This is a genomic window from Haloplanus salinarum (genome assembly GCF_024498175.1).
GTDB classification, from domain to species: domain Archaea; phylum Halobacteriota; class Halobacteria; order Halobacteriales; family Haloferacaceae; genus Haloplanus; species Haloplanus salinarum.
Genome location: NZ_CP101823.1, coordinates 454859 through 479188, shown reverse-complemented (window position 1 = coordinate 479188; position 24330 = coordinate 454859). Strand labels below are relative to the sequence as shown.

General features: G+C 68.5%; 22 protein-coding genes and 1 pseudogene. 12 read left to right on the top strand and 11 right to left on the bottom strand.

Going from position 1 to position 24330, the window contains the following annotated elements; translation table 11 throughout:
* Positions 1–35: 35 nt before the first annotated feature.
* The 7 genes and pseudogenes from hisC (at position 36) to tpiA (ending at position 5329) form a co-directional block, all read left to right on the top strand.
* The gene (gene hisC / locus NO364_RS02490) at positions 36–1118 is read left to right on the top strand and encodes a histidinol-phosphate transaminase (protein ID WP_157688837.1); all 1083 of its coding nucleotides are present in this window, start codon (positions 36–38) and stop codon (positions 1116–1118) included.
* Entirely contained in the window at positions 1115–1621 is a 507-nt protein-coding gene (locus NO364_RS02485; protein ID WP_157688838.1) for an adenylate kinase family protein, read from the top strand. Before hisC ends, NO364_RS02485 begins: the two co-directional genes overlap by 4 nt.
* Positions 1618–2223 carry a CDP-alcohol phosphatidyltransferase family protein gene (locus NO364_RS02480; protein WP_257628445.1) on the top strand — a complete coding sequence of 202 codons (606 nt, stop codon included), beginning with the start codon at positions 1618–1620 and terminating at the stop codon, positions 2221–2223. The genes NO364_RS02485 and NO364_RS02480 overlap by 4 nt, the downstream gene beginning before the upstream one ends.
* 68 nt (positions 2224–2291) lie before the next feature.
* Positions 2292–2926 (top strand): annotated as a pseudogene (locus NO364_RS02475) (IS6 family transposase).
* Between the two features lie 57 nt (positions 2927–2983).
* Complete coding sequence (locus NO364_RS02470) at positions 2984–3514, top strand: multiprotein bridging factor aMBF1 (RefSeq protein ID WP_157688840.1); 531 nt, start codon at positions 2984–2986, stop codon at positions 3512–3514.
* Positions 3515–3547: 33 nt separating this feature from the next.
* On the top strand, positions 3548–4648 hold the full coding sequence (locus NO364_RS02465; protein ID WP_157688841.1) for a carbon-nitrogen hydrolase family protein: 1101 nt from the start codon (positions 3548–3550) through the stop codon (positions 4646–4648).
* Positions 4649–4684: 36 nt separating this feature from the next.
* On the top strand, positions 4685–5329 hold the full coding sequence (tpiA, locus tag NO364_RS02460) for a triose-phosphate isomerase (protein WP_257628444.1): 645 nt from the start codon (positions 4685–4687) through the stop codon (positions 5327–5329).
* Here the strand turns inward: tpiA and NO364_RS02455 are convergent.
* The 10 genes from NO364_RS02455 to NO364_RS02410 all read right to left on the bottom strand — a co-directional run bounded on the left by NO364_RS02455 (position 5326) and on the right by NO364_RS02410 (position 19237).
* Positions 5326–7518, bottom strand: a complete 2193-nt coding sequence (locus NO364_RS02455; RefSeq protein WP_257628443.1) for an ATP-binding protein — start codon at positions 7516–7518, stop codon at positions 5326–5328. The genes tpiA and NO364_RS02455 overlap by 4 nt on opposite strands.
* Positions 7519–7580: 62 nt before the next feature.
* A complete protein-coding gene (dinB, locus tag NO364_RS02450) occupies positions 7581–8858 on the bottom strand; it encodes a DNA polymerase IV (RefSeq protein WP_157691086.1) in 1278 nt (425 codons plus the stop codon).
* 66 nt (positions 8859–8924) lie between these two features.
* Positions 8925–9353 (bottom strand): HTH-type transcriptional regulator LrpA1, encoded by a 429-nt coding sequence (lrpA1, locus tag NO364_RS02445; protein ID WP_157688844.1) that lies wholly within the window; start codon positions 9351–9353, stop codon positions 8925–8927.
* Between the two features lie 72 nt (positions 9354–9425).
* Positions 9426–10364: a thiamine pyrophosphate-dependent enzyme gene (locus tag NO364_RS02440; protein ID WP_157688845.1), complete on the bottom strand. Its 939-nt coding sequence runs from the start codon at positions 10362–10364 to the stop codon at positions 9426–9428.
* A gap of 3 nt (positions 10365–10367) precedes the next feature.
* Positions 10368–12254, bottom strand: a complete 1887-nt coding sequence (locus tag NO364_RS02435) for a 2-oxoacid:acceptor oxidoreductase subunit alpha (RefSeq protein ID WP_257628442.1) — start codon at positions 12252–12254, stop codon at positions 10368–10370.
* A 350-nt stretch (positions 12255–12604) separates the two neighbouring features.
* Positions 12605–13387: a DICT sensory domain-containing protein gene (locus NO364_RS02430; RefSeq protein WP_157691087.1), complete on the bottom strand. Its 783-nt coding sequence runs from the start codon at positions 13385–13387 to the stop codon at positions 12605–12607.
* A gap of 136 nt (positions 13388–13523) precedes the next feature.
* Complete coding sequence (gene aroC, locus NO364_RS02425; protein WP_257628441.1) at positions 13524–14687, bottom strand: chorismate synthase; 1164 nt, start codon at positions 14685–14687, stop codon at positions 13524–13526.
* Positions 14677–15975, bottom strand: coding sequence for a 3-phosphoshikimate 1-carboxyvinyltransferase (aroA, locus tag NO364_RS02420; RefSeq protein WP_157688848.1), 1299 nt, complete (start codon positions 15973–15975; stop codon positions 14677–14679). Before aroA ends, aroC begins: the two co-directional genes overlap by 11 nt.
* A gap of 103 nt (positions 15976–16078) precedes the next feature.
* Positions 16079–18022, bottom strand: a complete 1944-nt coding sequence (locus tag NO364_RS02415) for a TRAP transporter large permease (protein ID WP_157688849.1) — start codon at positions 18020–18022, stop codon at positions 16079–16081.
* A 63-nt stretch (positions 18023–18085) separates the two neighbouring features.
* Complete coding sequence (locus NO364_RS02410; RefSeq protein WP_157688850.1) at positions 18086–19237, bottom strand: TRAP transporter substrate-binding protein; 1152 nt, start codon at positions 19235–19237, stop codon at positions 18086–18088.
* A gap of 257 nt (positions 19238–19494) precedes the next feature.
* Between NO364_RS02410 and NO364_RS02405 the strand changes: the two genes are divergently transcribed.
* The 3 genes from NO364_RS02405 to NO364_RS02395 all read left to right on the top strand — a co-directional run bounded on the left by NO364_RS02405 (position 19495) and on the right by NO364_RS02395 (position 22257).
* On the top strand, positions 19495–20418 hold the full coding sequence (locus NO364_RS02405; RefSeq protein ID WP_157688851.1) for a bile acid:sodium symporter: 924 nt from the start codon (positions 19495–19497) through the stop codon (positions 20416–20418).
* Between the two features lie 138 nt (positions 20419–20556).
* Positions 20557–21609, top strand: a complete 1053-nt coding sequence (locus tag NO364_RS02400; protein WP_257628440.1) for an NAD(P)-dependent glycerol-1-phosphate dehydrogenase — start codon at positions 20557–20559, stop codon at positions 21607–21609.
* Between the two features lie 39 nt (positions 21610–21648).
* Positions 21649–22257 carry a DUF420 domain-containing protein gene (locus tag NO364_RS02395; RefSeq protein ID WP_157688853.1) on the top strand — a complete coding sequence of 203 codons (609 nt, stop codon included), beginning with the start codon at positions 21649–21651 and terminating at the stop codon, positions 22255–22257.
* A gap of 54 nt (positions 22258–22311) precedes the next feature.
* Here NO364_RS02395 and NO364_RS02390 read toward each other — a convergent pair whose 3' ends face one another.
* The gene (locus NO364_RS02390; RefSeq protein WP_157688854.1) at positions 22312–22743 is read right to left on the bottom strand and encodes a universal stress protein; all 432 of its coding nucleotides are present in this window, start codon (positions 22741–22743) and stop codon (positions 22312–22314) included.
* Between the two features lie 131 nt (positions 22744–22874).
* Here NO364_RS02390 and NO364_RS02385 point away from each other — a divergent pair, with 131 nt between their 5' ends.
* Both NO364_RS02385 and NO364_RS02380 read left to right on the top strand, forming a co-directional pair.
* Positions 22875–23939, top strand: coding sequence for a glycosyltransferase family 4 protein (locus NO364_RS02385; protein ID WP_257628439.1), 1065 nt, complete (start codon positions 22875–22877; stop codon positions 23937–23939).
* Between the two features lie 53 nt (positions 23940–23992).
* The gene (locus tag NO364_RS02380; protein ID WP_257628438.1) at positions 23993–24256 is read left to right on the top strand and encodes an MTH865 family protein; all 264 of its coding nucleotides are present in this window, start codon (positions 23993–23995) and stop codon (positions 24254–24256) included.
* The last annotated feature ends 74 nt before the right edge of the window (positions 24257–24330 follow it).

The following is a 24330-nucleotide window of genomic DNA, read 5'->3' as shown; positions in this document are numbered from 1 at the left end:
CCACGCTTAAGCGTCGGCGCCCGCATCCTCCGACCATGCAACCACGGGATCTCTCCGATCTCTCGCCGTACGTCCCCGGTCGCGGCGCCGAGGAGGTCGCCCGCGAGTTGGGGATGGACCCCGACGACCTCACGAAGCTCTCCTCGAACGAGAACCCCCACGGCCCGAGTCCGGCGGCCGTCGAGGCGATCCGCGAGACGGCGCCGAACGTCGGCGTCTACCCCAAGGCGTCCCACACCGACCTCGCGGAGAAACTGGCGGCTCGCTGGGACGTCACGCCCGAACAGGTCTGGGTGACGCCGGGCGCCGACGGCGCGCTCGATTACCTCTCCCGGGCCTTCCTCGACCCCGGCGACCGGGTGCTCGCGCCCGAACCCGGCTTCTCGTACTACCGGATGAGCGCCCGCTATCACCACGGCGAGGTGGCGACCTACGACCTCGCGAAGGCCGACGACTTCGCCCAGACCCCCGACACCGTCCTCGACGCCTACGACGGCGAACGGATCGTCTACCTCACCACGCCCCACAACCCGACGGGCGCCGAGTTCTCGCGGGCGGCCATCGTCGACCTCGCGGAGGCGGTCGAGGACCACACGCTGTTGGTCGTCGACGAGGCTTACGCCGAGTACACCGACGCCCCCTCGGCCATCGACCTCCTCGACACCCACGACAACCTCGCGGTCACGCGGACGTTCTCGAAGGCCTACGGCCTCGCGGGCCTGCGGGTCGGCTACGGCGTCGTCCCCGAGGCGTGGGGCGAGGCCTACGCTCGGGTCAACACCCCCTTCGCCGCCAGCGAGGTCGGGTGCCGGGCCGCGCTGGCCGCCCTCGACGACGACGAGCACCTCGAACGGACCGTCGAGACGGCCCGCTGGGCGCGGGACTACCTCCGCGACCACCTCGACGCGCCGACCTGGGAGAGCGGCGGGAACTTCGTCCTCGCGGAGGTGGGTGATGCCGGCGCCGTCGCCGACGCCACCCAGCGGCGGGGCGTCATCGTCCGCGACTGTTCGAGTTTCGGCCTGCCCGAATGTGTCCGCGTCTCGTGTGGCACCCGCGAGGGGACCCGACGGGCCGTCGAGATCATCAACGACGTGCTGACCGAGGTGCGGGCATGAGCGAGGGACGCGTCGCCGTCACCGGGACCCCCGGCACCGGCAAGACGTCGGCGACGACGCTACTCGACGTCACGGTGATCCACCTCAACGACCTGATCCGGGAGGCTGGGCTGTGGACCGAGCGCGACGCGGACCGCGACTCGCTGGTGGCCGACTTAGAGGCGGTCCGCGAGGCGGTCGGCGACTGGACCGGCGTCGCCGAGTCACACCTGGCCCACCACCTCGACGCCGACCGGGTGGTCGTGCTCAGGTGTCACCCCGACACGCTGGAAGAGCGCCTACGCGAACGGGGCGCGAGCGAGGAGGAGGCCACGGAGAACGCGGAGAGCGAGGCCCTCGACGTGATCCTCTCCGAGGCCGTCGAGCGTCACGGGGTCGAAAACGTCTACGAGGTCGATACGACCGACCGGACGCCAGCCGAGGTGGCGGCCGAAATCGAGGCGGTGATCGCCGGCAACCGGGAACCCAGCGCGGGTGACGTGGACTTCATCGACTACCTATGACCCTCGACCGCCTGCGTCCCGTCGCCGAACTCCTTCTCGATCCGATGGTCGCCGCCGCCGACCGGATCGGCCTCACGCCCGACGGCGTCAGCGTCGTCGCCTTCGGGTTCGCGCTCGCGGCCGCCGGCGGCTTCTATCTCGCCACGCCGCTCGGCTACCTCCTCGGGGCCCTCTGTGTCCTGGCGAACGGCTGGCTCGACCTGCTCGACGGCGCGCTCGCCCGCACGCAGAACGTCGACTCCCGGGCTGGCGACCTGCTGGATCACGTCCTCGACCGCTACGCCGACATCGTCCTCGTGGTGGGGCTGGCCGCGGGCGTCGACCGGTACGGCCTGGGACTGCTCGCCGTCACCGGCGTCCTGATGACGTCGTATCTCGGCACGCAGATCCAGGCGGTCGGACTGGGGCGGGAGTACGGCGGCCTCGTCGGGCGGGCCGACCGCCTCGCGCTCGTGGGCGTCATGGGCGTCGTCGCCGCCGTCGTGACCGACCCACTCGGCCCCCTCTCCGTGGTCGGCTGGCTGCTCGTCCTCTTCGCCGTCGTGGGGCATCTGACGGCGCTCCAACGGTTCTGGGGCGCGTGGCGCGACCTCGGGACCTGATCGACCGCTCCGGCCCTCGTGTTCAGATAAGGATTGAAAGGTGAGGCGTAGCGTTTTCTAAGTTGTTCATGCCCGAAAACGCTAGCCTCAACGGGTGTATCGACCGAATCGAGTTAGGTTTTGTGGAACGAGAAGCAACACCGCGGCTGTTGATGAAGCTCAGTATTCAGCTCCATCTTGCTGGACTATCACTTTCGAATACTGTCTCTATTCTTGAAATATTCGGTGTTGAGAGGGCACGATCTACCGTTCACAACTGGGTCCACAAAGCCGATCTACAGCCCGAAGAGGGTCGATGCCCGGATCACGTTGCGGTTGATGAAACGGTGATCCGACTCAACGATGAGCAGTATTGGCTGTACGCCGCGGTCGATCCGGAGACGAACGAATTACTCCATACAAAGCTCGAACCGACGAGAACGAACGTTATCGCTTACTCGTTCTTTCGCGAATTACGCGAGAAACACGACGTTGACGACGCGGTGTTTCTCGTCGACGGTGCGAAACCCCTGAACGACGCGTGCCGTCGCCACGGCCTCGATTTCAGATACGAACGCCATGGAAATCGGAACAGCGTTGAACGTGTTTTCGTGAAGTAAAACGCAGAACTACCAGTTTCTCGAACTGTTTCAGCAACGCCGAAGCAGAAACTGCAAACGAGTGGCTTAGATCGTTCGCCTTCGCATGGAATCAACTAATCTGAACAGCACCGCTCCGGCGGGGCGCACCTTTTATCCCGGGGCGTCCGCAACGTTCGAGTATGCCCCAGTGTGAAATGTGCGGTGCCGAAAGCTCATCCCTCACGACGACGAAAGTCGAAGGGGCGGAACTGGACCTCTGTGACGAGTGTACGGACTTCGGAACCGAGGTGCGGACCGACTCGGGGAGTTCCGCCTCGACGAAGTACTCCACCTCGTCATCGTCGTCCTCGTCGTCCTCGTCGTCCGACGGTTCGAGTTCGACCGGCGGCGGCGGTGGCGGCTCCTCCCGCCGTCGCGACATGTTCGACGACATGGACCAGGTCGCCACCGACTACGACGAGCGCATCCGCTCGGCTCGGGAGGACCGCGGCCTGAGTCAGGAGGAGTTGGCGAACGAACTCAACGAGAAGGCGAGCCTCATCCGCAAACTCGAACGGGGCGACGTGCTCCCGAGCGACGAGGTGCAGACGGAACTCGAACGCGAACTCGATATCTCGCTGTCGGAGGGGAACGACGACGGGGACGCCGAGTGGTCCGGTGGCTCCTCGACGACGACCACCCTCGGCGACGTGGTCAAGCGAAAGGACTAGACGACTATGGTGGTCGGGGCCGACACCCCGGCCATGCCCCGTGACGTGGCCGAGACGTTCACGCTCGGTGCCGCACAGATCGAACCGGAGTACCACGACGCCGAGGGAACCCTCGATAAGACCTGCCGATGGATCGAACGCGCCGGCGACCGCGGCGTCGACGTCCTCGTCTTCCCGGAGACGTACTTCCCTGGCTACCCCTACTGGCGACGTAGTACCTCCATCGCCCGGTGGACCGACCTGATGGTCGACCTGGGCGCCAACAGCCTCCACGTCGACGACGACGCCGTCGAGACCATCGGCGAAGCCGTCGCCGACGCGAACTGCCACCTCGTGCTCGGCACCAACGAGGTCGACGACCGCCGCGGGAGCGAGACGCTCTACAACTCGCTCTTTTTCTTCGATCGGTCGGGCGAACTCGTCCGCCGGCACCGGAAGCTCATGCCCACCCACGACGAGCGGACCATCTGGGGCCGGGGCGACCCCGAACATCTCACCACCCACGACACCGACGTGGGCCGGCTCGGCGGCCTCGTCTGCTACGAGAACCACATGACGCTGTCGAAGGCGGCGCTGTGTGCCGACGGCGAGGAGATCCACGCGGCCGTCTGGCCCGGCTTCTGGGAACAGCACGGCCACCCCGGCGACAAGACGCGGGCCGACTCCGCCGCGGCGCGGGACACCTGCGACATCTACCCCGCCGTCCGGGAGTACGCCTTCGAGACGCAGTCCTTCGTCGCCTCCTGTTCGGCCTACATGAGCGACGACGTCCCCGAGGGGTTCGAGGAGGGCGAGATCGGATTCGGCGTCGGCAACGGCGGGAGCATGCTCGTCAACCCCGCCGGCATCGTGAAGGCCGGGCCGGCGGTCGGCGAGGAGACGCTCCTGACCGCGGAGTTCGACCGCGACGAGCGCCGCGCGACGAAGGCCTACTTCGACGCCATGGGCCACTACGCCCGCTGGGACGCCGTGAACCTGGAGGTGCGGGACGGCCGTCCCGAACCGGTCCACGACCACCACCCGGACGACCGACCGGCGCTCTCGGCCGCCCGCGCCCAGACGCTCGCCGAGGAGTACGACGTGTCCGTCGAGACGGTCGAGGCCGTCGCCGAGGCGGTCGCCGACGACGGATAGCCACGTTTTTTCCCCACCCGCACCCCCATCCCGGATATGTTCGTCCTCGTCAACCTGAAGGCGTACCCCTGTGACCCGGTCGCCGTCGCCGAGGCGGCCCGGACGGTGGCCGACGCACACGGCGTCCGCATCGCCGTCGCCCCCCAGGCCGCCCATATCGACCGCGTCGCGGCGACGGGCGTCGAGACGTGGGCCCAACACGTCGCGCCCGTCGACCACGGGAGCCACACCGGCCACGCGCTCGCCGAGGCGGTCGCCGACGCCGGCGCGACCGGCACCCTCCTCAACCACTCCGAACGCCGCCTCCGGCTCGCGGACGTCGACGGCGCCCTCGACGCCGCCGAGCGCGCCGGCCTGTCGACCGTCGTCTGTGCCAACAACCCCGAACAGGTGGCCGCGGCGGCGGCGCTCGGCCCCGACGCCGTCGCGGTCGAACCCCCGGCGCTCATCGGCGGCGACGTCTCCGTGGCCACCGCCGACCCCGGCATCGTCGAGGGGGCCGTCGCCGCCGCCGACGCCGTCGACCCCGACGTCGCGGTGTACTGCGGTGCCGGCGTCTCGACCGGCGACGACTTGGCCGCGGCCGCCGACCTCGGCGTCGAGGGGGTCCTCCTCGCCAGCGGTGTCGCCAAGGCCGACGATCCGACGGCCGCGCTCGAAAACCTGGTTTCCGGAGTTTAGAGGATCTCAACGCCGCCGGTGTCCTCCTCGGCGGCGCTCGTGGGACCCGTGTCGCCGCCGTCGTCCGCGTCGTCGCTCGGCCCGTTCCCGTCGTCGTCGTCCGCGTCGTCGCTCGGCCCGTTCCCGCCGTCGTCCGCGTCGTCGCTCGGCCCGTTCCCGTCGTCGTCGTCCGCGTCGTCGATGATTGCCACGTCTTCGGTGACGAACCCGTCGTCCGGTTCGACCGTCTCGTCGTCCGGGAGCATCTCCACGTCCGTCCGTTCTTCGTCCGGGACGTCGTGCTCCGGGCGGCCGTCGCCGTCCGCGTCGGCCTCCCGCGGCTCGACCGTCTTGCCGCCGAGCCCCGCCTCGTCGACGAAGGACTCTTCGACCGCCCGCTGGACGGACGCCAGCGCAGCCCCGTCGAGGTGGCCGTCGAACCGCTCGGCCACCCGGTCGGGGAGGGCGTAGCGGTACGTGTCCTGTTCGACGTGTTCGATCAGCCCGGCCCGGCGGAGCGGGCGGTTCCGCCCGTACGCGAGGGTCTGCTTCGGCGTTCCCCCCGCGGCGACGTGGGCGTCGACCGGATCGGCCTGCCCCGCCTCGCGGTAGTGGGCCAGCATCTCGCGGGAGAGCGACGGCAGGTCCTCGATCCGCCGACGGAGCGTGGCGACGACCGCCTCGCGGGTGCCGGGTTCCGGACCGCTCGCCGCCGCGTCCGCCCCGGCGTCGGCCCTCACCGCTCCCTCGGCGGCGTCCGTCGCGTCGACGGTCCCCGACCCCTCGCCCGTGTCCGTCGTCGCGTCGGCGTCGCCCGCCGCCCCGATGGTCACGTCCGCCTGCGCCGCCGCGGAGGCGCCGGCGGTTGCGTCCCCGCGGTCGGCGTCACCCTCGCTCCCGTCGTCGGCCGTTGCTCCCTCGTCCACGCCCTCGACCTCCGGAACGAGGCCGGGCGTCGGCCAGTCGGTCGGTTCGATGGTGGGGTACGCCCCGCCCTCGGCGTCGGCCGTGTCGCTCGCCTCGCGGTCCCCGTCGGTCGCCTCCTCGGTCCCGTCGTCCGACGAGTCGTCGGGTTCGTACGCCGGGAGTTCGGCCTGATCCGGCGGGAGGTCGCGAGACCGAGCGAGGTTCCGCCCGTCGCCGCCGCGGTAGGGCGCCTCGGCCTTCTGGAGCATCGCCTGCGCGAACTGGTCGGCCATCCGGGAGAGGTCGCGGGCCTCCTCTAGGTCCGCTTCGAGTTCCTCGATGCGCCGCTCTTTCCGCTCCAGTTCCTGTCGCAGGTCGGCGAGTTCGCTCTCCCGGCGCTCCTGTTCGTCGCTGATCTCGCGGAGGTCGGCGACCAGGTCGTCGCTGATCGACTTGAGCTCCGGGCGCTCGAAGTCGTCGAGGCCGGGCGTCGCCCCCGCGTCGAAGGTCCGCTTGCGGTGGAACTGCACCCGCCGCACCGACTCGCTCCAGTCGGTCATCAGGAACGCCTCGCCGTCCCCGAGGTCCTCGACGGCGTTCGCGTGTTCGGCGTCGATGATCCGACTCACGACGTTGGTGTCGTTGTTCCACGTGAGCCGGTGCCACACCAGCCAGTCGCACTGCGTGATGAAGTCCTTCTTCACGTCGGCCGGCCGCTGGCTGATGCCGACGATGCCGAGGCCGTGTTTCCGCCCCCGCTTGCCGATCTTGATCAGCATCTTCCCCGTCTCGTCGAGCCCGCCGCCCTCGGGGATGTACTCGTGGACCTCCTCGATCAGCATCAGGAAGGGCTTTTTCAGCTTCTTCTCCTTGGCGAACAGGTGACGGGCGACCGAGAGCAGGAGCTCCTTGGCCTCGCCCTCGTCGAGGTAGCCCGAGACGTCGAGGATGATGGGGACGTTCCCCTCCAGCGCCAGCGACGCGATCTTCTCGGCGTGTTCCGGGCTGACCTGGATGTCACACTCGTCGTCGGCGCCGGCGTGCAGGAGTTCGAACTCCTCTTTCAGGCCGTAGTACTCCCCGTCAGTGTCGACCACGAGGACCGGGAAGTTGTTTTCGAGCAGGTTCTCGACCAGCACCGACGCGGTGTTGGACTTCCCCGACCCCGACTTCCCGGTGACGAACCCACGACCGGTGAGCAGTTCCACCACCGGGAGCGAGACCGGCGTCCCGGGGTCGGCGTCGGCGTCGCCGCCGGGACCCTCGCTCACGTCCGCGACCGTGATGGTTTCCGTCTCCGTCATCGACGTGTGAGAGGGTCCCGCCCCCCATAGTTCCGCGTCAGACGGGCGTCCGATGCCGGCCGCTACGCGTCGAAGTCGGCGAGCGACGACTGGCCGTTCGCGTCGGTGTCGGCGTCGTCCTCGGTCCCGGTGTCGGTCCCCGCCTCGTCCCCGTCCGTCCCCGGCGGGCCGTCCCACCCGTCGAGACGCGCCTGTTCCGCGGCCGCGAACTGCAGGTTCGACACCCGCACGCCGAGTTTGCGGATCGGCTCGCCCACGAACTCCCCGAGGAGGTCGAGCGCCACCTCCCGAACCAGGTCGGCGTCCGCGACCGGTCCGGGGAGCGACCGCTCGCGCGTGTTCACGTCGTAGGGGGGTGTCACCACCTTGATCCCGATGGTCCGATAGAGCGCGTCCTTCCCCGCGGCCCGGTCGGCCACGTCGGCCGCCAGCCCGACGACCGTCTCCCGCTGTCGCTCGGGGTCGTCGGTCGCCTCCGTGAACGCCGACTCCCGCGAGAGGCTCTTGGGCCGCCCCTTCGGCGTCACCTCGCGGTCGTCGCGTCCGCGCGCCCGGTCGTGGAGCGTCGCTCCCCGCTCGCCGAACGCCGCCCGGAGCCGTCCGGGGTCGGCCGCCGCGAGGTCGCCGGCCGTCTCGACGCCCAGGTCCCGCAACTCCCGGGCCGTCACCGGCCCGACGCCGTGGACCGCCGAGACCGGAAGCGGGGCGAAGAAGTCACGCACCTCGCCGGGTTCGACCACCACGAGTCCGTCGGGCTTGTCGTGATCGCTCGCCACCTTCGCGGCGCTCATGTTGGGAGCGACGCCGACGCTGGCGGGCACGCCCACCTCCCGGGCGATCCGGTCTTTGATATGCCGGGCGTACCCCTCCGCCAGCGGGCGGCCGTCCGCGACGGTCCAGGCCGTCCGCTCGGTCACGTCGAGGTACGCTTCGTCGACGCTCACCTCGCGGATCCGGTCCGCACACTCCCGGAGGATTTCCTTGATCTCCGCGGCCACCTCGCGGTAGTACTCCAGGTCGACCGGGCGGTAGTGGCCGGCGTCGGCCGGGTCGAGGTCGGGGTCCTGGCGGGCGCGCGCCATGCGTGGCAGCCGTTCGAGCGCCTGCGAGATGGGTTGGGCGCTCTCGACGCCGTACTCGCGGGCCTCGTAGCTCGCCGTCGCGACGGCGCCGTGGGGCTCGCCCGCCTCGTACCCCATCCCGACGACGACGGGTTCGCCCCGCAGGTCGGGGTCGCGCAGCCGCTCACAGGAGGCGTAGAAGCAGTCGACGTCGACGTGGCAGACGATGCGGTCGTCGCCGTCGTCGGTCACGCTCGGGAGCGTCCCGCCGCCGGCCATGGTCACGCTCGGTCGCCGAGGCCCCTCAAGATTCCGCCCGATTCGGCCGGATCCGGCCCGTCGCCCTCACTTCAACCGTTCCTGCAGGAAAGACGGGTGTGTGGCCGTGATGCCGTCGAGGTCGAGGATATCGTCGTTGATGACCTCGCCGAGGGCGTCGCCGTCGGGCGCGCGCACCTCCGCCATCAGCATGTGGTCCCCGGAAGAGGTGTAGAGGGCTTCGACGGCGTCCAACGACTTCAGCGCCCGCGTCACCTCGACGTAGCGCTCGCTCTCGACCTCGATACCGACGATGGCGATGGACTGCCCCGAGAGTTTCTTGGGATCGACCTCGGCGGAGTAGCCGACGATGACCCCTTCGTCTTCCATCTGTTGGATGTACTTCCGGACCGTCGGTTTCGAGACGCCGGCGCGGTCCGCGATCTCCCCGTAGGAGGCTTGGGCGTCCTCCTCGAGTACGGAGAGGATGCGACGTTCCGTAGCTGTCGTTCCCATGAACGTGTCTTTCGGTCCACGGAAAAAATATGTTGCGAAGGAGAAAACGGGTTGCTCACCCCGAAGGGAACGTTACTTGTGTCGGTCGAGAAGCAGGTCGTGGGTCCGCTCCCACTCGTAGTCGTCGTCGAAGTACCGCTCGGCGAGGGGCTCCTCGGGCATCTCGCCGATGGCCTGCTTCTCCTCGGAGTAGGAGGGACGGTCGGCGTCGACGTAGAACCGACCCGTGAGCACCTCGCCCTCGTAGAGCGACTGCTCGGCCTCGGTGGCCATCGCGGCGGCCTCCTCCTTGTTCGTCGGATCGAAGTCGTAGTCGTCGTTGTCGTTGACGTCGATGTAGGGGACGTACTGCCGGGCGTCCTTGTTCCAGGTCGGACACTGGGTGAGGAAGTCGACGTGGGCGAACCCGTCGTGTTGCATCGCCTCGACGAGGATCTCCTTGGCCTGGTTCGGGTTGACCGCCGCCGTCCGCGCGACGTAGGAGGCCCCGGAGGTCAGCGCCAGCGACAGCGGGCGGATCGGATCCTTGGCGCTCCCGTGGGGCTGGGTCTTCGACTTGTGGCCCTTCGGCGACGTGGGCGAGGTCTGCCCCTTCGTGAGGCCGAAGATCTCGTTGTTGAAGACGATGTAGGTCATGTCGTGGTTCTCGCGGGCGGTGTGCATGAAGTGGTTCCCGCCGATCCCGTAGCCGTCGCCGTCGCCGCCGGCGGCGATCACTTCGAGTTCGGGGTTGGCGAGTTTCGCCGCCCGCGCGATGGGGAGCGAGCGCCCGTGAATCGAGTGATAGCCGTAGCTCTCGAAGTAGCTGTTGAGCTTGCCCGAACAGCCGATCCCGGTGACGAGCAGTACCTCGTCGGGGTTGCGGCCGACCTCGGGCATGGCCTGTTTCAGCGCCTTCAGGACGCCGAAGTCGCCACAACCCGGACACCACGTCGCCTGTGGTTCGAGGGTGGGCGTGAACTCTTCGCGGTCGATCTCGCGGTCCTCACCGATGGCTGAGAATGCACTCATGGGTTAGTCACCTGCCGCCGGGACGTAGGTCGTCTGCTGGTCGGGGACGTCCTGCCCCTCGATGCTCGCTTCGAAGCCCGCGACGATCTCGGCGGGTTCGAACGGTTCGCCGTTGTACTTCAGGAGGCTGGAGAGCTTGTCGCCGAACCGGCCGAGCTCCTTCTGGGTCAGCCCCCGGAACTGTCCGGAGGCGTTCATCTCGACGACCAGCGCCTCGTCGACGCTCTCCAGGAACTCGGTCATCTCCTCGACGGGGTAAGGCATCATGTCGCTGACGCCGATCCCCTTCACCGAGTGGCCGGCCTCGTTGAGGCGGTCGACCGCCTCCCGGACGGTGCCCTGCTGGCTCCCGAAGGTGATGAGACCGTAGTCGGCCCCCTCCGGGCCCATGTACGTCTGCGTGTTCTTGTCGTCGAGGAACTCACGGACGCCATCGAGTTTCGACATCCGGCGCTCGACCTGCGTGACCCGGTTGGTGGGGTCCTCGTCGATGTGGCCGGCCGGGTTGTGTTCGTTGCCAGTGACGAGGAAGTGACCGCCCTTCTGCCCGGGGATCGACCGCGGACTGACGCCGTCCTCGGCGTCGTAGCGGTAGCGGTGGAACTTCCCGCCGGGACCGTGGGGAGCCTCCTCCAGTTCCTCCTCGGTGGTCACCGCACCAAGGTCGGGGTTCGGCTCGCGGTCGAAGTGGCTCGCGGGCACGTTCATCAGTTCGCCCCCGAGCTTCTGGTCGTACAGCAGGATCACCGGGATGTTGTAGCCGTAGGCGAGCTGGAAGGCAAGCCGCGACTGCTCGTAAGCCTCGGCGACCGTCCCCGGCGCCAGCACGACGCGGTTCGAGTCACCCTGGCTGGTGTAGAGCACGTGTTCGAGGTCGGCCTGTTCGGGCTTGGTCGGCAGGCCCGTCGAGGGGCCGGCACGCATCGCCTCGACCAGCACCACGGGCGTCTCGGACATCTCCGCCAGTCCCAGTGGCTCCGACATCAGCGCGAAGCCGCCGCCGGAGGATCCGGACATCGCCTTGACGCCGGCGTGGGAGGCCCCGAGCGCGAGCGCGGCGGCCGCGATTTCGTCTTCGACCTGTTCGGAGATGCCGCCGACCTCCGGCAGGGCCTGGGACATGATGGTGAACACCTCGGTCCACGGCGTCATCGGGTAGCCCGCGATGAACCGACAGCCCTCGTCGAGGGCACCGTAGGCGATGGTGTCGCTCCCGGAGAGCAACACCTGTTCCTCGTCGTGGTTGCCCTCGGGGACCCGGAGGTCGTGGGTGAACTCGAACTCCTCTTTCACCATGTCGTGGGTGTAATGGAGGATCTCCGTGTTGGGTTCGAGGATGTCCTCGGGCATCGACTCGGCCATCAGCTCCTCGAAGTACTGGAGGTCGATGCCGAGGAGGGCGGCCGTCGCCCCGACGCCGGCGGTGTTCCGCATGACCTCCCGTCCGTGGTCCCGTGCGATCTCGCGCAGGTTGAGCGGGTAGACGTGCCAGTCGTTCTCCTCGACCCGCTGGTCGAAGTTGGGGATGTCGTCGCTGTCCAACAGGCCGGTGTCGTAGACGATGACCCCGCCCTCGTTGAGTTCGTCGAGGTTCTCCGAGAGCGGCTTCACCTCCTCGTCGCCGTAGTAGGCGCCCTCCTGGGGGTTGCGTGCGAACGAGTCACCCAGCGCGAGCAGGCAATTGAACCCGTCACCCCGGGAGCGTACCGGCTCGGGCTTGGCTCGTACCTCGGTGTACGTGTGACCGCCGCGAATCCGCGACGGATAGTGTCGATGCGTAAAGACGTGGAGCCCCGCTCGCATCAGGGCCTTGGCGAAGTTCTGGCTGGTCGATGCGATACCGTCGCCCGACCCACCAGCGATCCGCCACATGAGTTCGTGATCAGTCATATTCACATCACGGCCCGCAGGGGGCCACTACCGAAAGAATTGACCACGGCTCGACTAAAGCCTTTGCTATACGTTACCAAGCAAAAATGATGTAAGACCGGGCGATTCGGAACGTCGACCGGATCCTCGGTCGGGAATCGTCCGCCCGGGGCCCGGGCGATGCGCTCGTCCCCGTCACGATATCCGATCGCGGTCGTATCAGATCGTGGACACTATGCCGATACGACGTCCGCCCGCAGGGACTCGACCGCATCGAGCAGTTCCGCCTAGTCGTTGGTTGATCGTCATCCCGTGACCGACCTGCGAACCGGAACCGATGAAACTACCCGTGCGGGCCGATCTCGCGGCGATCAGAAGGCGCGTTCGAGGTAGTCGTCGATCCGCGCGACGCGCTCCGGATCGTACGTCCAGAACCCCCGCCAGCGGTTCGGTTCGTACTGGTTGGCGACCAGCGCCGCCGACCGCGGACCGTCGGCGGTCGCCCCGTTCGCCGGGCGGTACACCACACACCACGAGTTGCGGTACTCGTCGCTGGTGCCGCGGTGGATCGTCGCGTCGAGCCACGTCGGCGACTCGTCGGGCACGCCGTAGACGTGGACGTCGAGCGTCCGTCCTGAGAGGCGCTCGTACACCTGCCGGGTGCCGAACTCGTCCACGAGGCGGGAGAGCCGCTGGAAGGTCGACCGGATGGTCCCCTCGCCGGCCTCGTAGGCCATCCGTTCGATATGCCGCGAGATCAACACCAGGAGGAGTTTCTCCTTGTTGGAGGCCGGATACCCCCGGAGGTCGAACAACGTCTCGTCCAGGTTCGTCAACACCGCGGGGACGTCGTCGTCGAACGCCCGCGTACTCGTCCTGAACTGGTCGGCGTTCACGAGCAGGTACGACTGCATCACCCGATCGAGCGACGAGATCGCGGCGATTTCACCGTCCTTGCGCAGCGCCAGTAGGTCGTCGCCATCCGTGGGGAGCGTCCGCTCCGACAGCTCCACCGACTGCGTGGCGAAGGCGTCCGCCAGAAGGTCCCGAACGGGCTCCGGGCGGGTTCGGTTGACCGTGACGAGCGACGCCGACGCGTCCGCCAGATCGGCGAAGAAGTCGCGGATGCTCGACTGTGGGACGTCGGCGACCATCTCTATCCGTGGATCGGACAGGCGGGTGATATAGACCACGGAGTATTATCAACCGTGAAATCGAGCGCGCCTCGAATCCCACGAACGTAGGAATCCCACCGCCGCCAGTCCCGGCTTCGAGCGCGCAGCCGCCGTCTCAGTCGTCGACGTTTTCGGGGCTCCGTGGGTGGTAGTCGGTGTCGTACTCGCCCGGCCGGTCGTCGATCCGGTCGGGATTGATCCGACCGCCGAGGAGCATGAAATCCAGTACCGTACAGTAGAGCATCGCCTCGACGACGGGGACGGCCCGCGGCGGCAGGACCGGGTCGTGCCGGCCCACGACCTGTATCTCCTTTTCCTCGCGCGTCTCCCAGTCGACGGTCCGCTGGGATTTCGGGATGGACACAGGGGGATGCCAGGTCACCTCGCCGTAGATCGGCTGACCGGTGGTGATGCCGCCCTGGACCCCGCCGTGGTCGTTGCCGACGGGCGTCGGGTCGCCGTTCCCGTCGAACTCCCAGTCCTCGTTGTACTCGCCCCCCGTCGTCGTCCGCGCCTCGCGACCGATACCGTACTCGAAGTCGTTGACGGCCGGGATGGAGTACATCGCCTGCGCGAGTCGGGCGGGGACCCCGTCGAACCGTGGCGCACCGAGTCCCCGGGGGACGCCCCGACACTCGAAGTAGATGGCGCCGCCGATGGAGTCGCCGGCCGTCTGGTGCTGGTCGGCCACCTCGCGCATCTCCTCGGCCGTCTCGGGGTGGGCACACCGCACCTCGTTTTCCTCGCTGTGTTCCAGCATCTCCTCGAAGGTCACCTCGGGGGCCTCGACGTCGCCGATCTGACTGACGTGGGCCTTGATCCGCACGTCGTGGTCCGAGGCCTCGAGCACCCGCTTGGCGACGGCGCCGGCGGCGACCCAGTTCACCGTCTCCCGGGCCGAGGACCGCCCGCCGCCGCCCCAGTTGCGCGTGCCGAACTTCGCGGAGTAAGTGAAATCGCCGTGGCTCGGGCGCGGCGCGGTGACGAACGGCTCGTATTTGCCCGAGCGGGCGTCCTTGTTCTCGATGACCATCCCCAGCGGCGTCCCCGTCGTGTAGCCGTCCTGCAGGCCGCTCTGGATGCGCACCTCGTCCGGTTCGCCGCGGCTGGTCGTGATCATCGACTGCCCGGGCTTGCGTCGGTCCAGGTCGCGCTGGATGTCCTCGGTGGAGAGTTCGACCCCGGCGGGACAGCCGGAGACGACGACCCCCATCGCGTCGCCGTGGCTCTCGCCGTAGGTCGTCAGCTGGAACAGACGACCGAATCGGTTACCGTTCATGCTCCTCCAGTTCGGCCCCGAGATCATAAAGCACGTCGAAGAACCCCGGGAAGGAGATGTCGACGTGGTCGGCACCCTCGACGGTCGTCGTGCCCCCGGCGACCAGTCCCGCCACCGACAGCGCCATCACGATCCGGTGGTCGTCGTGGCCCGCGACGGTCGCCCCGCGGAGTCGCGAGTCGCCGCCGTGGACCGTCAGCACGTCGTGTTCCTCGGTCACGGCGGCACCCAGCTTCTCCAGTTCCGTCGCCATCGCGCTCACGCGGTCGGTCTCCTTGTACCGGACGTGCTCGCAGTCGACGATTCGCGTCTCGCCGTCCGCGACGGCCCCGAGGACGGCGATCGTCGGTAGCAAGTCGGGGGTGTCGCCCACCGCCACCTCGACCCCCGAGAGGTCGCTCTCCCGGACCGTGATCTCGCCGGCCTCCCGGTCCCAGGTCACGTCCGCACCCATCCGCTCCAGCACGTCGACGATGGCGCTGTCGCCCTGGGCGCTCGGCCGGGCACCCTCGACGACGACCCCGTCGTCGCCGCCGGCGACCGCCCCCGCGGCCAGCAGGTACGACATCGACGAGAAGTCGCCGGGTACCGCGTAGGCTGCGTCCCGGCCGTACGCCTGCCCGCCGGGCACCCGGTAGCCGTCGGCCGTCTCCGTGGCCTCGATCCCGAAGGCCGCCAGCACTTCGAGCGTGATGTCGACGTAGGGCGCCGACTTCAGCTCCGTCTCCAGGTCGATGGTGATCCCCGCCTCGGTCACGGCACCAGCCATCAACAGCGCCGTGACGTACTGCGAGGAGACGTCGCCCGGAATCGACACCGTGCCGCCGTCGACGCCGCCGCCGACGACGAGCGGCGCCTGCCCGTTGTCGCGGGTGCTCTCCGCGCGGCCGTCCAGTTGCTCGACGGCGTCGAGCAGCGGTCCCTGGGGCCGCGAGCGGAGCGAGCCGTCGCCGGTCAGCACCGTCAATCCGTCGGCGAGGGCCGCACACGCCGTCGCGAGCCGCATCGTCGTCCCGCTGTTGGCGCAGTCGATCACGTCCTCGGGGACGCCGGGGCGGCCGTCGAACCCCTCGACGTCGAGGCGGCGGTCGCCGGTCGCACGGTCGACGCGGCCGCCGAACGCCTCGACGGTCCGCATCGTCGCGCGCGTGTCCGCGCTCACCAGCGGATCGGCGACGGCGGCACCGTCGCTGTACCCCGCCGCGAGGATCGCCCGGTGTGTGTAGCTCTTCGACGGAGGGGCGCGCGCCCGGCCGCCGACGCGCGACCGCGTGAGTTCCACGTCCATATGCCACGGTCGGACGGCCGCCGTATCAGCGTACCGACCGACGACGGATCCACGGCGGCGACGACCCCGAAGCGGGGACGGGTCGGTGCGACAGGGGGTGCGATCACGCGTACCCCAGCGCCCGGGGGAGCCAGAGGGCGATCTCCGGGAACAGGATCACCGACAGCAACACGACGGCCTCGACGAGGAAGAACCACACCAGGTTCTTGGTTATCGTCTCGATGTCGGTGTCGGCGATCGGCGCCGCGACGAACAGGGTCACCCCCAACGGTGGCGTGATCATCCCCATCGCCAGCGTCATGATCATCACGACGGCGAAATGGAGCGGGTCGCCACCGACCCGGACGACGAGCGGCGTGAACACCGGCGCCCAGAGGAGGATGTTGGCGATCGATTCGATGAACATCGCCAGGACGGCGAGGATTCCCACGATCAGCAGGATCAACGCCGTCGGGTGCTGGGTCAAGGCGAACAGGGCGCTCCCGACGGCCTCGGGCACGGACTTGATCGCCATGAGATACGTGATTGGTCGGGCAGCGCCGATGATGAACAGCGTCACCCCCGCCATCGTGACGGTGCTGTACGACGCCTCGACGAAGCTCTCCAGATCCATCTCGTCGTAGACGAACACGCCGACGAGGAGGGTGTAGCCGACCGCCACCGCGCCCGCCTCCGTCGGGGTGAACACCCCCGAGAGGATCCCCCCGACGATGATGACCGGCATGACGAGCGCGAGCAGGGCATCCCGGGTGATCGACAGCGCCTCGCCGGCCGAGGGACGGTCCGCGCTGTCGACCTCGGGGACGCGCTCCCAGTCGGTTCGCCAACCGATGGCGTACGTCGCTACCATCAGCCCGAGACCGAAGAGAATCCCCGGGACCACCCCGGCGATGAACAGGGCACTCACACCCACCTCGGGGATGGTGATAGCGAAGACGATCATGATGATGCTCGGGGGAATGATGGGGCCGATGATCGAAGACGAGCAAGTGATCGCGGAGGCGTACCCGCTGTCGTATCCCTCCTCTTTCATTGCGGGGATGAGCACGCTCCCGACGGCCGCCGTGTCGGCCACCGCCGACCCCGAGATGCCGGCAAAGAGCATGCTGGTCACGACGTTGACGTGTGACAGCCCCGCCCGCAGTCGGCCGACGAGGAGGTTCGCGAAGTCGATGATGCGCCGCGTGATCCCGGTCGCGGTCATCAGGCGACCGGCGTAAATGAACATCGGAATCGCCAGGATGGAGAAGCCGCCGATGGCCTGGCCCATCTGCTGGACGACCAACAGGGGCTGGAGGATATCGAGCGAGTTCGGGAACACGAGGAGAAAGAGGAGCGTGCTGAGCGCCATCCCGAAGGCGACCGGCACGTTCAGCAGGATCATGGCGATCAACGCGACGAACACCAGCCCGACCTCCAGGACGGCGTTCCGAGGCAACGGGAGGCCCACCGCGTACAGCGCCAGTGCGACGGCCGAGAACGCCAGAAAGGTGCCGATCGCACCCACCGAGTTCGCCTCCAGATCCTCCCCGGCCGCCTCGACGATCCGCCGTGTCGACTCGACCGAGACGTACAGCCCGCCGACCGCGAGTGGGAGTTGGGTCCAGAACAGCGAGACGCCGAGCAGCGCGTGCTGGCTACTCGACTGGTTCAAGGCGAGCTGCGAGCCGAACCACAGCATCGCGACGCCGAGGACGAGGATCAGGCCGTTGTTGATCATCGTGAGCGAGCGCCTGACCCGATCGGAGAACTTCCGGTAGAGATACGATACGCTCACGTGATCGCCGACGTAGTACGCGACCGCACCGCCGACGTACGTGACGTAGAGGTCGAGGACCACCGACAGCGGGTTCGCCCAGCCGAAGGAGAACCCGAAGGCGTACCGCGCGACGACGTTGAGGTTGATCGCGACGGCGATACCGATCAATCCACAGATCGACGCCCACTTGAGTACCAGCCGAAGCCATCGCTCGACCTGGTCGATACCCGGCTCTATCCGCCCGAGGCTCTGCTGGAGTCCGGTCTTGACGCGCGTATCCGTACTCATGGGGGGAGCACGGGAGTCGAGGGGGCCATCATGTCGTTCGGGCTCGGAGGGGGACGGCGGGGATTACAGCTCCACGCCCGGGACGTCGTGGTCCTGGAACTCGAGGGCGCTCGTGACGAACTCCTCGGGAACGCCGTCCTCCCCGAGCCATTCGTCGTAGGTCGGCTCGGTGACCTGCTGCCACTCCTCGAGTTCGCTGTCCGTCGGGCTGTAGATCTCGATCTCCGAGTTCTCCTCCTGTATCATGCGCTTGGCCTCGGCACCCTGTTCCAGGTCCATCTCGATCTGCTGGGGCGTGACCTCCGCGACCGACGACGTGACCACCTCCTGGAGGTCGCTGGGAAGCCGGCCCCACGAGTCGGAGTTGATGTGCAGGATCGCCGGACTGTCCTGGGTCTGTGTTTCGACGGTGTAGTTGATCTCCTCGAACATCCCCGAGGCGTACAGCCACCAGTAGTGGATGTGGATGCCCTGGACGACGCCCTGTTGCATCGCCGACGTCGTCTCGGACCACGCGACGGGCGTCGAACTGAAGTTCCAGTTCCCGACGGTCGAGCCTTCGATGGGGGATTCGGTCACCCGGATCCCCTGGCCGCTCCCGTCGGTCGGGACGACCGGCGTGGAGTCGTCCGAGAAGTGCATGTGACGCATGCTCCCGCCGTTGCTCCCCCAGTAGTCCAGGATCTCGATGTTCGGGAGGTCCTCGTAGACGGCCTCGTGGACCCGTTCGACGACCTCCCCACGTCCGCCGTCGCCGTAGTTCTCGCTCCAGAAGCCGTAGAGGTTCTCGTGGTCCGACCAGAGGTACGGGAGTTGGACGAACAGCCACGCGTCAGTCAGGTTCGCGAGGTTGTTCACCGCCGAGACGCCCATATCGAGCGTTCCGGAGTTGACGGAACTCGTGATCTCCGGCGGACCGCCGGCGTTCTGACAACAGACGACGTCGACGCTGATCCGGCCGTCCGAGTTCTCCTCGATGGTCTCCGCGAGCAACTCGGTCCCACGGTAGTGGGCGCTCTCCTGGGTGGCCGACTCCGCGAGATTCAACGTGTAGGAGTCCTGGTCCTGGGACGCCTGTGCGGTCGTCGTCATCTCGCCACCGTCGCCCTCGCTACCGCCACCGCCGCCACCCGCACAGCCCGCCAAGGCACCGACGCTGACCGATCCACCGACCGTTTGCAGTACTTTTCTCCTCGAAATGGAGCTATCAACCATCGTTAGCCGATAACTATGGTCGTACGTCTAAATCTAACTGTTTGTTTCGTCGGAGACGGTCGAAATATATACAAACGTCCATGCGTTCGCCCAATAATGTGACGTGCAATCGTGAAATTCCCCATTTCATCTAACTATGTGCGGTACAGTTCGGATTCCCGCGACCGTCTCGGTGAGTGGAAAAACGGGGGTCGGCGACCCACCCGGCGGAACGGGCGGGAGAAGGTGAGTTCCCACCCCGGGGCGGCACACGCCCGATGACGCCGCGAACGCTACTCGCCCGGGGTCGCAACGTCGTGCTCGTCGTCGCCGCGGCGGCGCTGGGAACGTGGTTCCCGCAACTCGCCGGCGTCGGTTCGTTCACCCTCCCCATCGTCGCCTTTCTCGTGTATATCTCCCTCCGTGACGTCGATCCGCGTTCCCTCGCGTCGGGCGTCCCGCTTCGTGCCCTCACGGTCGGTCTCGCCGTCTCCTATGCGGTGCTCCCGGCGGGAGCGTTCCTCCTCGGTCCCGTCCTGGCGACGCCGGAACACCGGGTCGGACTGTACGTCGTCAGTGCCGTGCCGATCACGGCGGGCAGTTCGATCGTCTGGACGCGACTCTCGGACGGCGACGTCGAACTCGCCGCCCTCGTCGCGGTTACGTCGATCGTGCTCTCGCCCGTGGTCACGCCGCCGGTGCTGTCGGCGCTCGTCGGCTCCACGGTGGCGTTGTCCCCCGGTTCGGTGGTGTCGAACCTCCTGTTCATCGTCGGTGGGGGTGTGGGTCTGCGGGTGGTCGTGCCGGACGACGCGCTCTCGGCGTCCCAGCTCGATGCCGGTGCGCGCGCGTCGATCGCCGTCCTCGTGTACGCCGGCGTCGCCGGGGTCGACCCCGGGCGGGTGACGGCGGACCTGCCGCTCCTGTCGGTGACGACGGCGACCCTCCTCCTCGTCGGCTTCGTCGCGAGCGTCGGACTCTGTCTCCTCTGTGGACTCGCTCCGGGCGTTCGCTCCGCGGTGTTCTTCTCCGGGAGCCTGAAGAACCTCGGCGTCAGCCTGCTCGTCGTGGACGTCCTCGGGATGCCGGCCGCGACGGTCGTCGTCGTGGTCTACTACGTCCTCCAACAGGTCGTCGGGGCACTGGCCGCGGACCTGCTGTTTCCGTGGCCGGGCGACGAGCCGTCCGAGTCCACCGTCTGATCCCGCTCCGTGATCGTTCCAGGGTGGCGCCGTCCCGTCCGAGCCCGGCTCGATGGGACGAGAACTTCCGACGGCGGAGCGGGATCGAAGTACCGCGCGGACCTCATCTTCTAAATGGTTCCGCGAAGTAGGAGGCCCATGTTCGAGAAGTCGACGTGGATCAAGCTGCCCCGAAACGTCGTCGTGGGCCACGGCGTCCTCGACGACCTCGGGGCCGTGGTCGACGACCTCGCGGTCGCCGGCCGGCCGCTGGTCGTCACGAGCCCGACGCCGAACCGCCTCGTCGGCGACCGCGTCCGCGCCCAACTCGGCGAGGACCCCGCCACGGTCGCCGTCGAGGCGGCGGGGTTCGACGCGGTCGAACGCGTCACCGAGCGGGCGCGGGCGGCCGAGACGACCTACCTCGTGGGGCTCGGCGGCGGGAAGCCGATCGACACCGCGAAGATGGCCGCCGACCGCCTCGGCTTGGGACTCGTGTCGGTCCCCACCGCGGCCAGTCACGACGGCATCGTCAGCGGGCGCTCCTCCATCCCCGAGGGCGACACCCGTCACAGCGTCGCGGCGGACCCGCCGCTCGCCGTCGTCGCCGACACCGAGGTGATCGCCGCCGGCCCCTGGGAACTCACTACCGCGGGCTGTGCCGACATCGTCTCCAACTACACCGCGGTCGAGGACTGGCAACTCGCCTACCGGCTCCAGGACGTGCCCTACTCCGAGTACGCGGGCGCGCTGTCGCGGATGACCGCCGAGTTGCTCGTCGAGAACGCGGGCTCGATCAAGGAGGGCCTCGAGGAGTCCGCGTGGGTGGTGATGAAGGCGCTGGTCTCCTCGGGTGTCGCGATGTCGATCGCCGGGTCGTCACGGCCCGCCAGCGGCGCCGAACACCTCTTCTCGCACCGACTCGACCGTATCGCGCCCGGCCGCGCGCTCCACGGCCACCAGGTCGGCGTCGGCGCCATCATCGTCGCCTACCTCCACGAGGGCGAGCGGGGGATGTGGCGCGACATCCGCGACGCCCTCTCGGTCATCGGCGCGCCGACCACCGCGGACGAGCTCGGCTTCGACGACGAGACGGTGATCGAGGCGCTGACGACCGCCCACCGCATCCGCGACCGGTACACCATCCTCGGCGACGGCATCAGCGAGGCGGCCGCCCGCGAGGCCGTCACCGTGACCGACGTGATCGGGTAGGAACGGAAGAGGCAAGCCGATCCGGTCCGACCGTCGACCATGGCAACGGCCAGCGCAAGCGGTCCGGTGAAGGAACATCCCGCCGCCGCCACCGCGGTGTTGTCGGTCGTGGGCTACACCCTCGTCGTGGGCACGTTCGCGGGTGTCGTCCCCGAATCGGTCTTCCCCGACCTCTCGCTCGCACAGGTAAATGCCCTCTCCGACGCCATCGCCGTCGTCAACACCGCGGCGACCCTCTGTCTGATCGCCGGGTGGCGGTGGATCCGCCGCGACGAGGTGAAGAAACACGCCGCCGCGATGTCGACGGCGTTCGGTCTCATCCTCCTGTTTCTCGTCATCTACCTGACGAAGATCGGTGGCGGCGGCACCAAGGAGTTCGTCGGGCCACAGCTTCCCTACTTCGCGTACCTCGCGATGCTCGCGATCCACATCCTCCTCTCCATCGTCTCCGTGCCCGTCGTCCTCTACGCCATCGTCCTCGGCCTGACACACACGCCGAACGAACTCCGCGACACGGCTCACGCCCGCGTCGGCCGCATCGCCGCCGGATCGTGGATCCTCTCGCTCACGCTCGGCGTCCTCGCGTACCTGCTCCTCAACCACGTCTATAGCTGGGAGTTCGTCGCGGTCGCCGCGGGCGTTACGTAGCCGGCCACGAACCGCCGACGAGCGACGGACGTTCGTCGCGGCCGCACACGCCGGCTACGCGCCGCCCACCACGAGCACCGGTGCGTCGACCTGGCGGACGACCCGGCCGGTGACGCTGCCGACCGGATACGGCTCCGCCCCGTGGCGGCCGTGGGTCCCCATCACCACGAGGTCGATCCCCCGCTCCCGTGTGCACTCGACGATCACGTTCTCGGCGACGCCCTCGACGGCCGTCGCCGTGACGTCGACCCCGCGGTCGGTCGCCCGCGCCTGCAGGTCGTCGAGGACCGTCTCGCCCTCGGCACGGAGCGTCTCGTGCAGGTCGTCGAGCGACAGCGTCGGCGCCTCGTGGGCGAGGGCGTCCGTCTCGACGACGTAGAGCCCGTGGACGGTCGCGTCGAACCGCTCGGCCACGCCGAGTGCGTGGTCGAGTGCCGTCACGGCCGCCTCGCTCCCGTCGGTCGGAACCAGGACGTCGTCGTACATGGTCGGCCGTCCGGTCGCCCGACCCCTCAACCCACGTGTCGGTTCCCGGCCCGCGGGAACGGGGCGGCGAGATATCGCGGACTGCCCGGCGACGGAGGGGATTTTTGGTCACCGGCTCCGTGGGCCGGCACGTGCACGTCGCGTTCGTGACGATGACGACGGCCCACCACGTGGACCACTGGTACGCCCGTCGGACGCGGGCGGTCGCCGAACGCCTCGCGTCCCGGGGCCACGAGGTGTCCGTCGTCTGTACGCAGTGGTGGGGTGGCGACCACGCCGCCTTCGACTTCGACGGCGTCTCCTATCGCCGCGTGACGACCGACCGCTCCCCGTCGACGTTCGTCGCGAAGCTCCCGTTCGTCCTCAACGGCGTCCGGCCGGAGGTGATCCACGTCGCCACGGATCCCGCCCTCGCAGTGCCGGCCGCGAAGGCCGCCGGCCGCCTCCGACGGGTGCCCGTCGTCGCGGAGTGGTGGGATCCACCGGAACGCGGGGCCGAACGCTCCTGGCGTCGCCACTGGGCCGCCCGATCCCCGAACACCCTCCTCGTTCCCTCCGAGACCGTCGCGACGACGGCCCGGGAGTGTGGCGCCGCCGCCGACGCCGTCGAGGTGCTCCCCGACAGCGTCGACGTGGCCGGCATCCGCGACGCGCCGGTCGACGATCGGGCGGACCTGGTGTACGCCCGCCGCCTCGACGAGCACGCGAACGTCGAGGAGTTCCTGCTCGCGCTGGCGGAACTCCGCGGATGGGAGTGGCGGGCGGCGATCATCGGCGACGGTCCCGCACGGGCGGACGCCGAACGGATGGCCAGCGACCTCCGGATCGACGACCGGGTCGAGTTCCTCGGCGACCTCGCCCCGGCCGAACAGGTCCCGATCCTCAAGGGAGCGCACGTCTTCGCCCAGACGGCCACCTGGGAGCCGTTCGCGACCGACCTCCTGCGGGCGCTCGCCTGTGGGTGCGTGGGCGTCGTCGAGTACCAGGCCGACTCCGCCGCCCACGAACTCGTCGAGGCCGACCCCCGGAGTTCGCTGGTGACCAGTCCACAGGAACTCGCCGAGGAGATCGTCGCCGCGACCGAGACCGAGCGCTGGACGGTCAACGAGGATTACGCCGCCTACGACCACGACGCCGTCCTCGACCGGTACGTCGATCGCTATCGGGAACTCGTGACGGACTACGGGCTCTTCTGACGGCCGTCCCGGCTTTCGGAACGCTTATCCGCCAGATACGTCCACGAATTCCCATGAACGACGACACCGAAGCCGAACTCCGCAAGCAGTTTCGCTCGGCGTTCGAGGGCGCCGACTTCCCCGTGACCGACCAGATGGATCTCGTCCCGACGCTCCCCGACGGCCCGGGCACCCGGTTCGAGGCCGGGGACGTGTCCTTCTCCGCGATGGAACTCGCGGCCAACCTCGACGGCCACCAGGAGTTCCCCTACGAATCGGTCGACGAACTCGTCGACGACGTGATGGCGGCGCTGAAAACCGAGGGACTGCTGGACTGATCCCGGATCGGGGTGCCGCCCCCGGCGCGAAACAACTTTATTCTCCATCCCGTACAGCAAACCGGAGTCCCTGG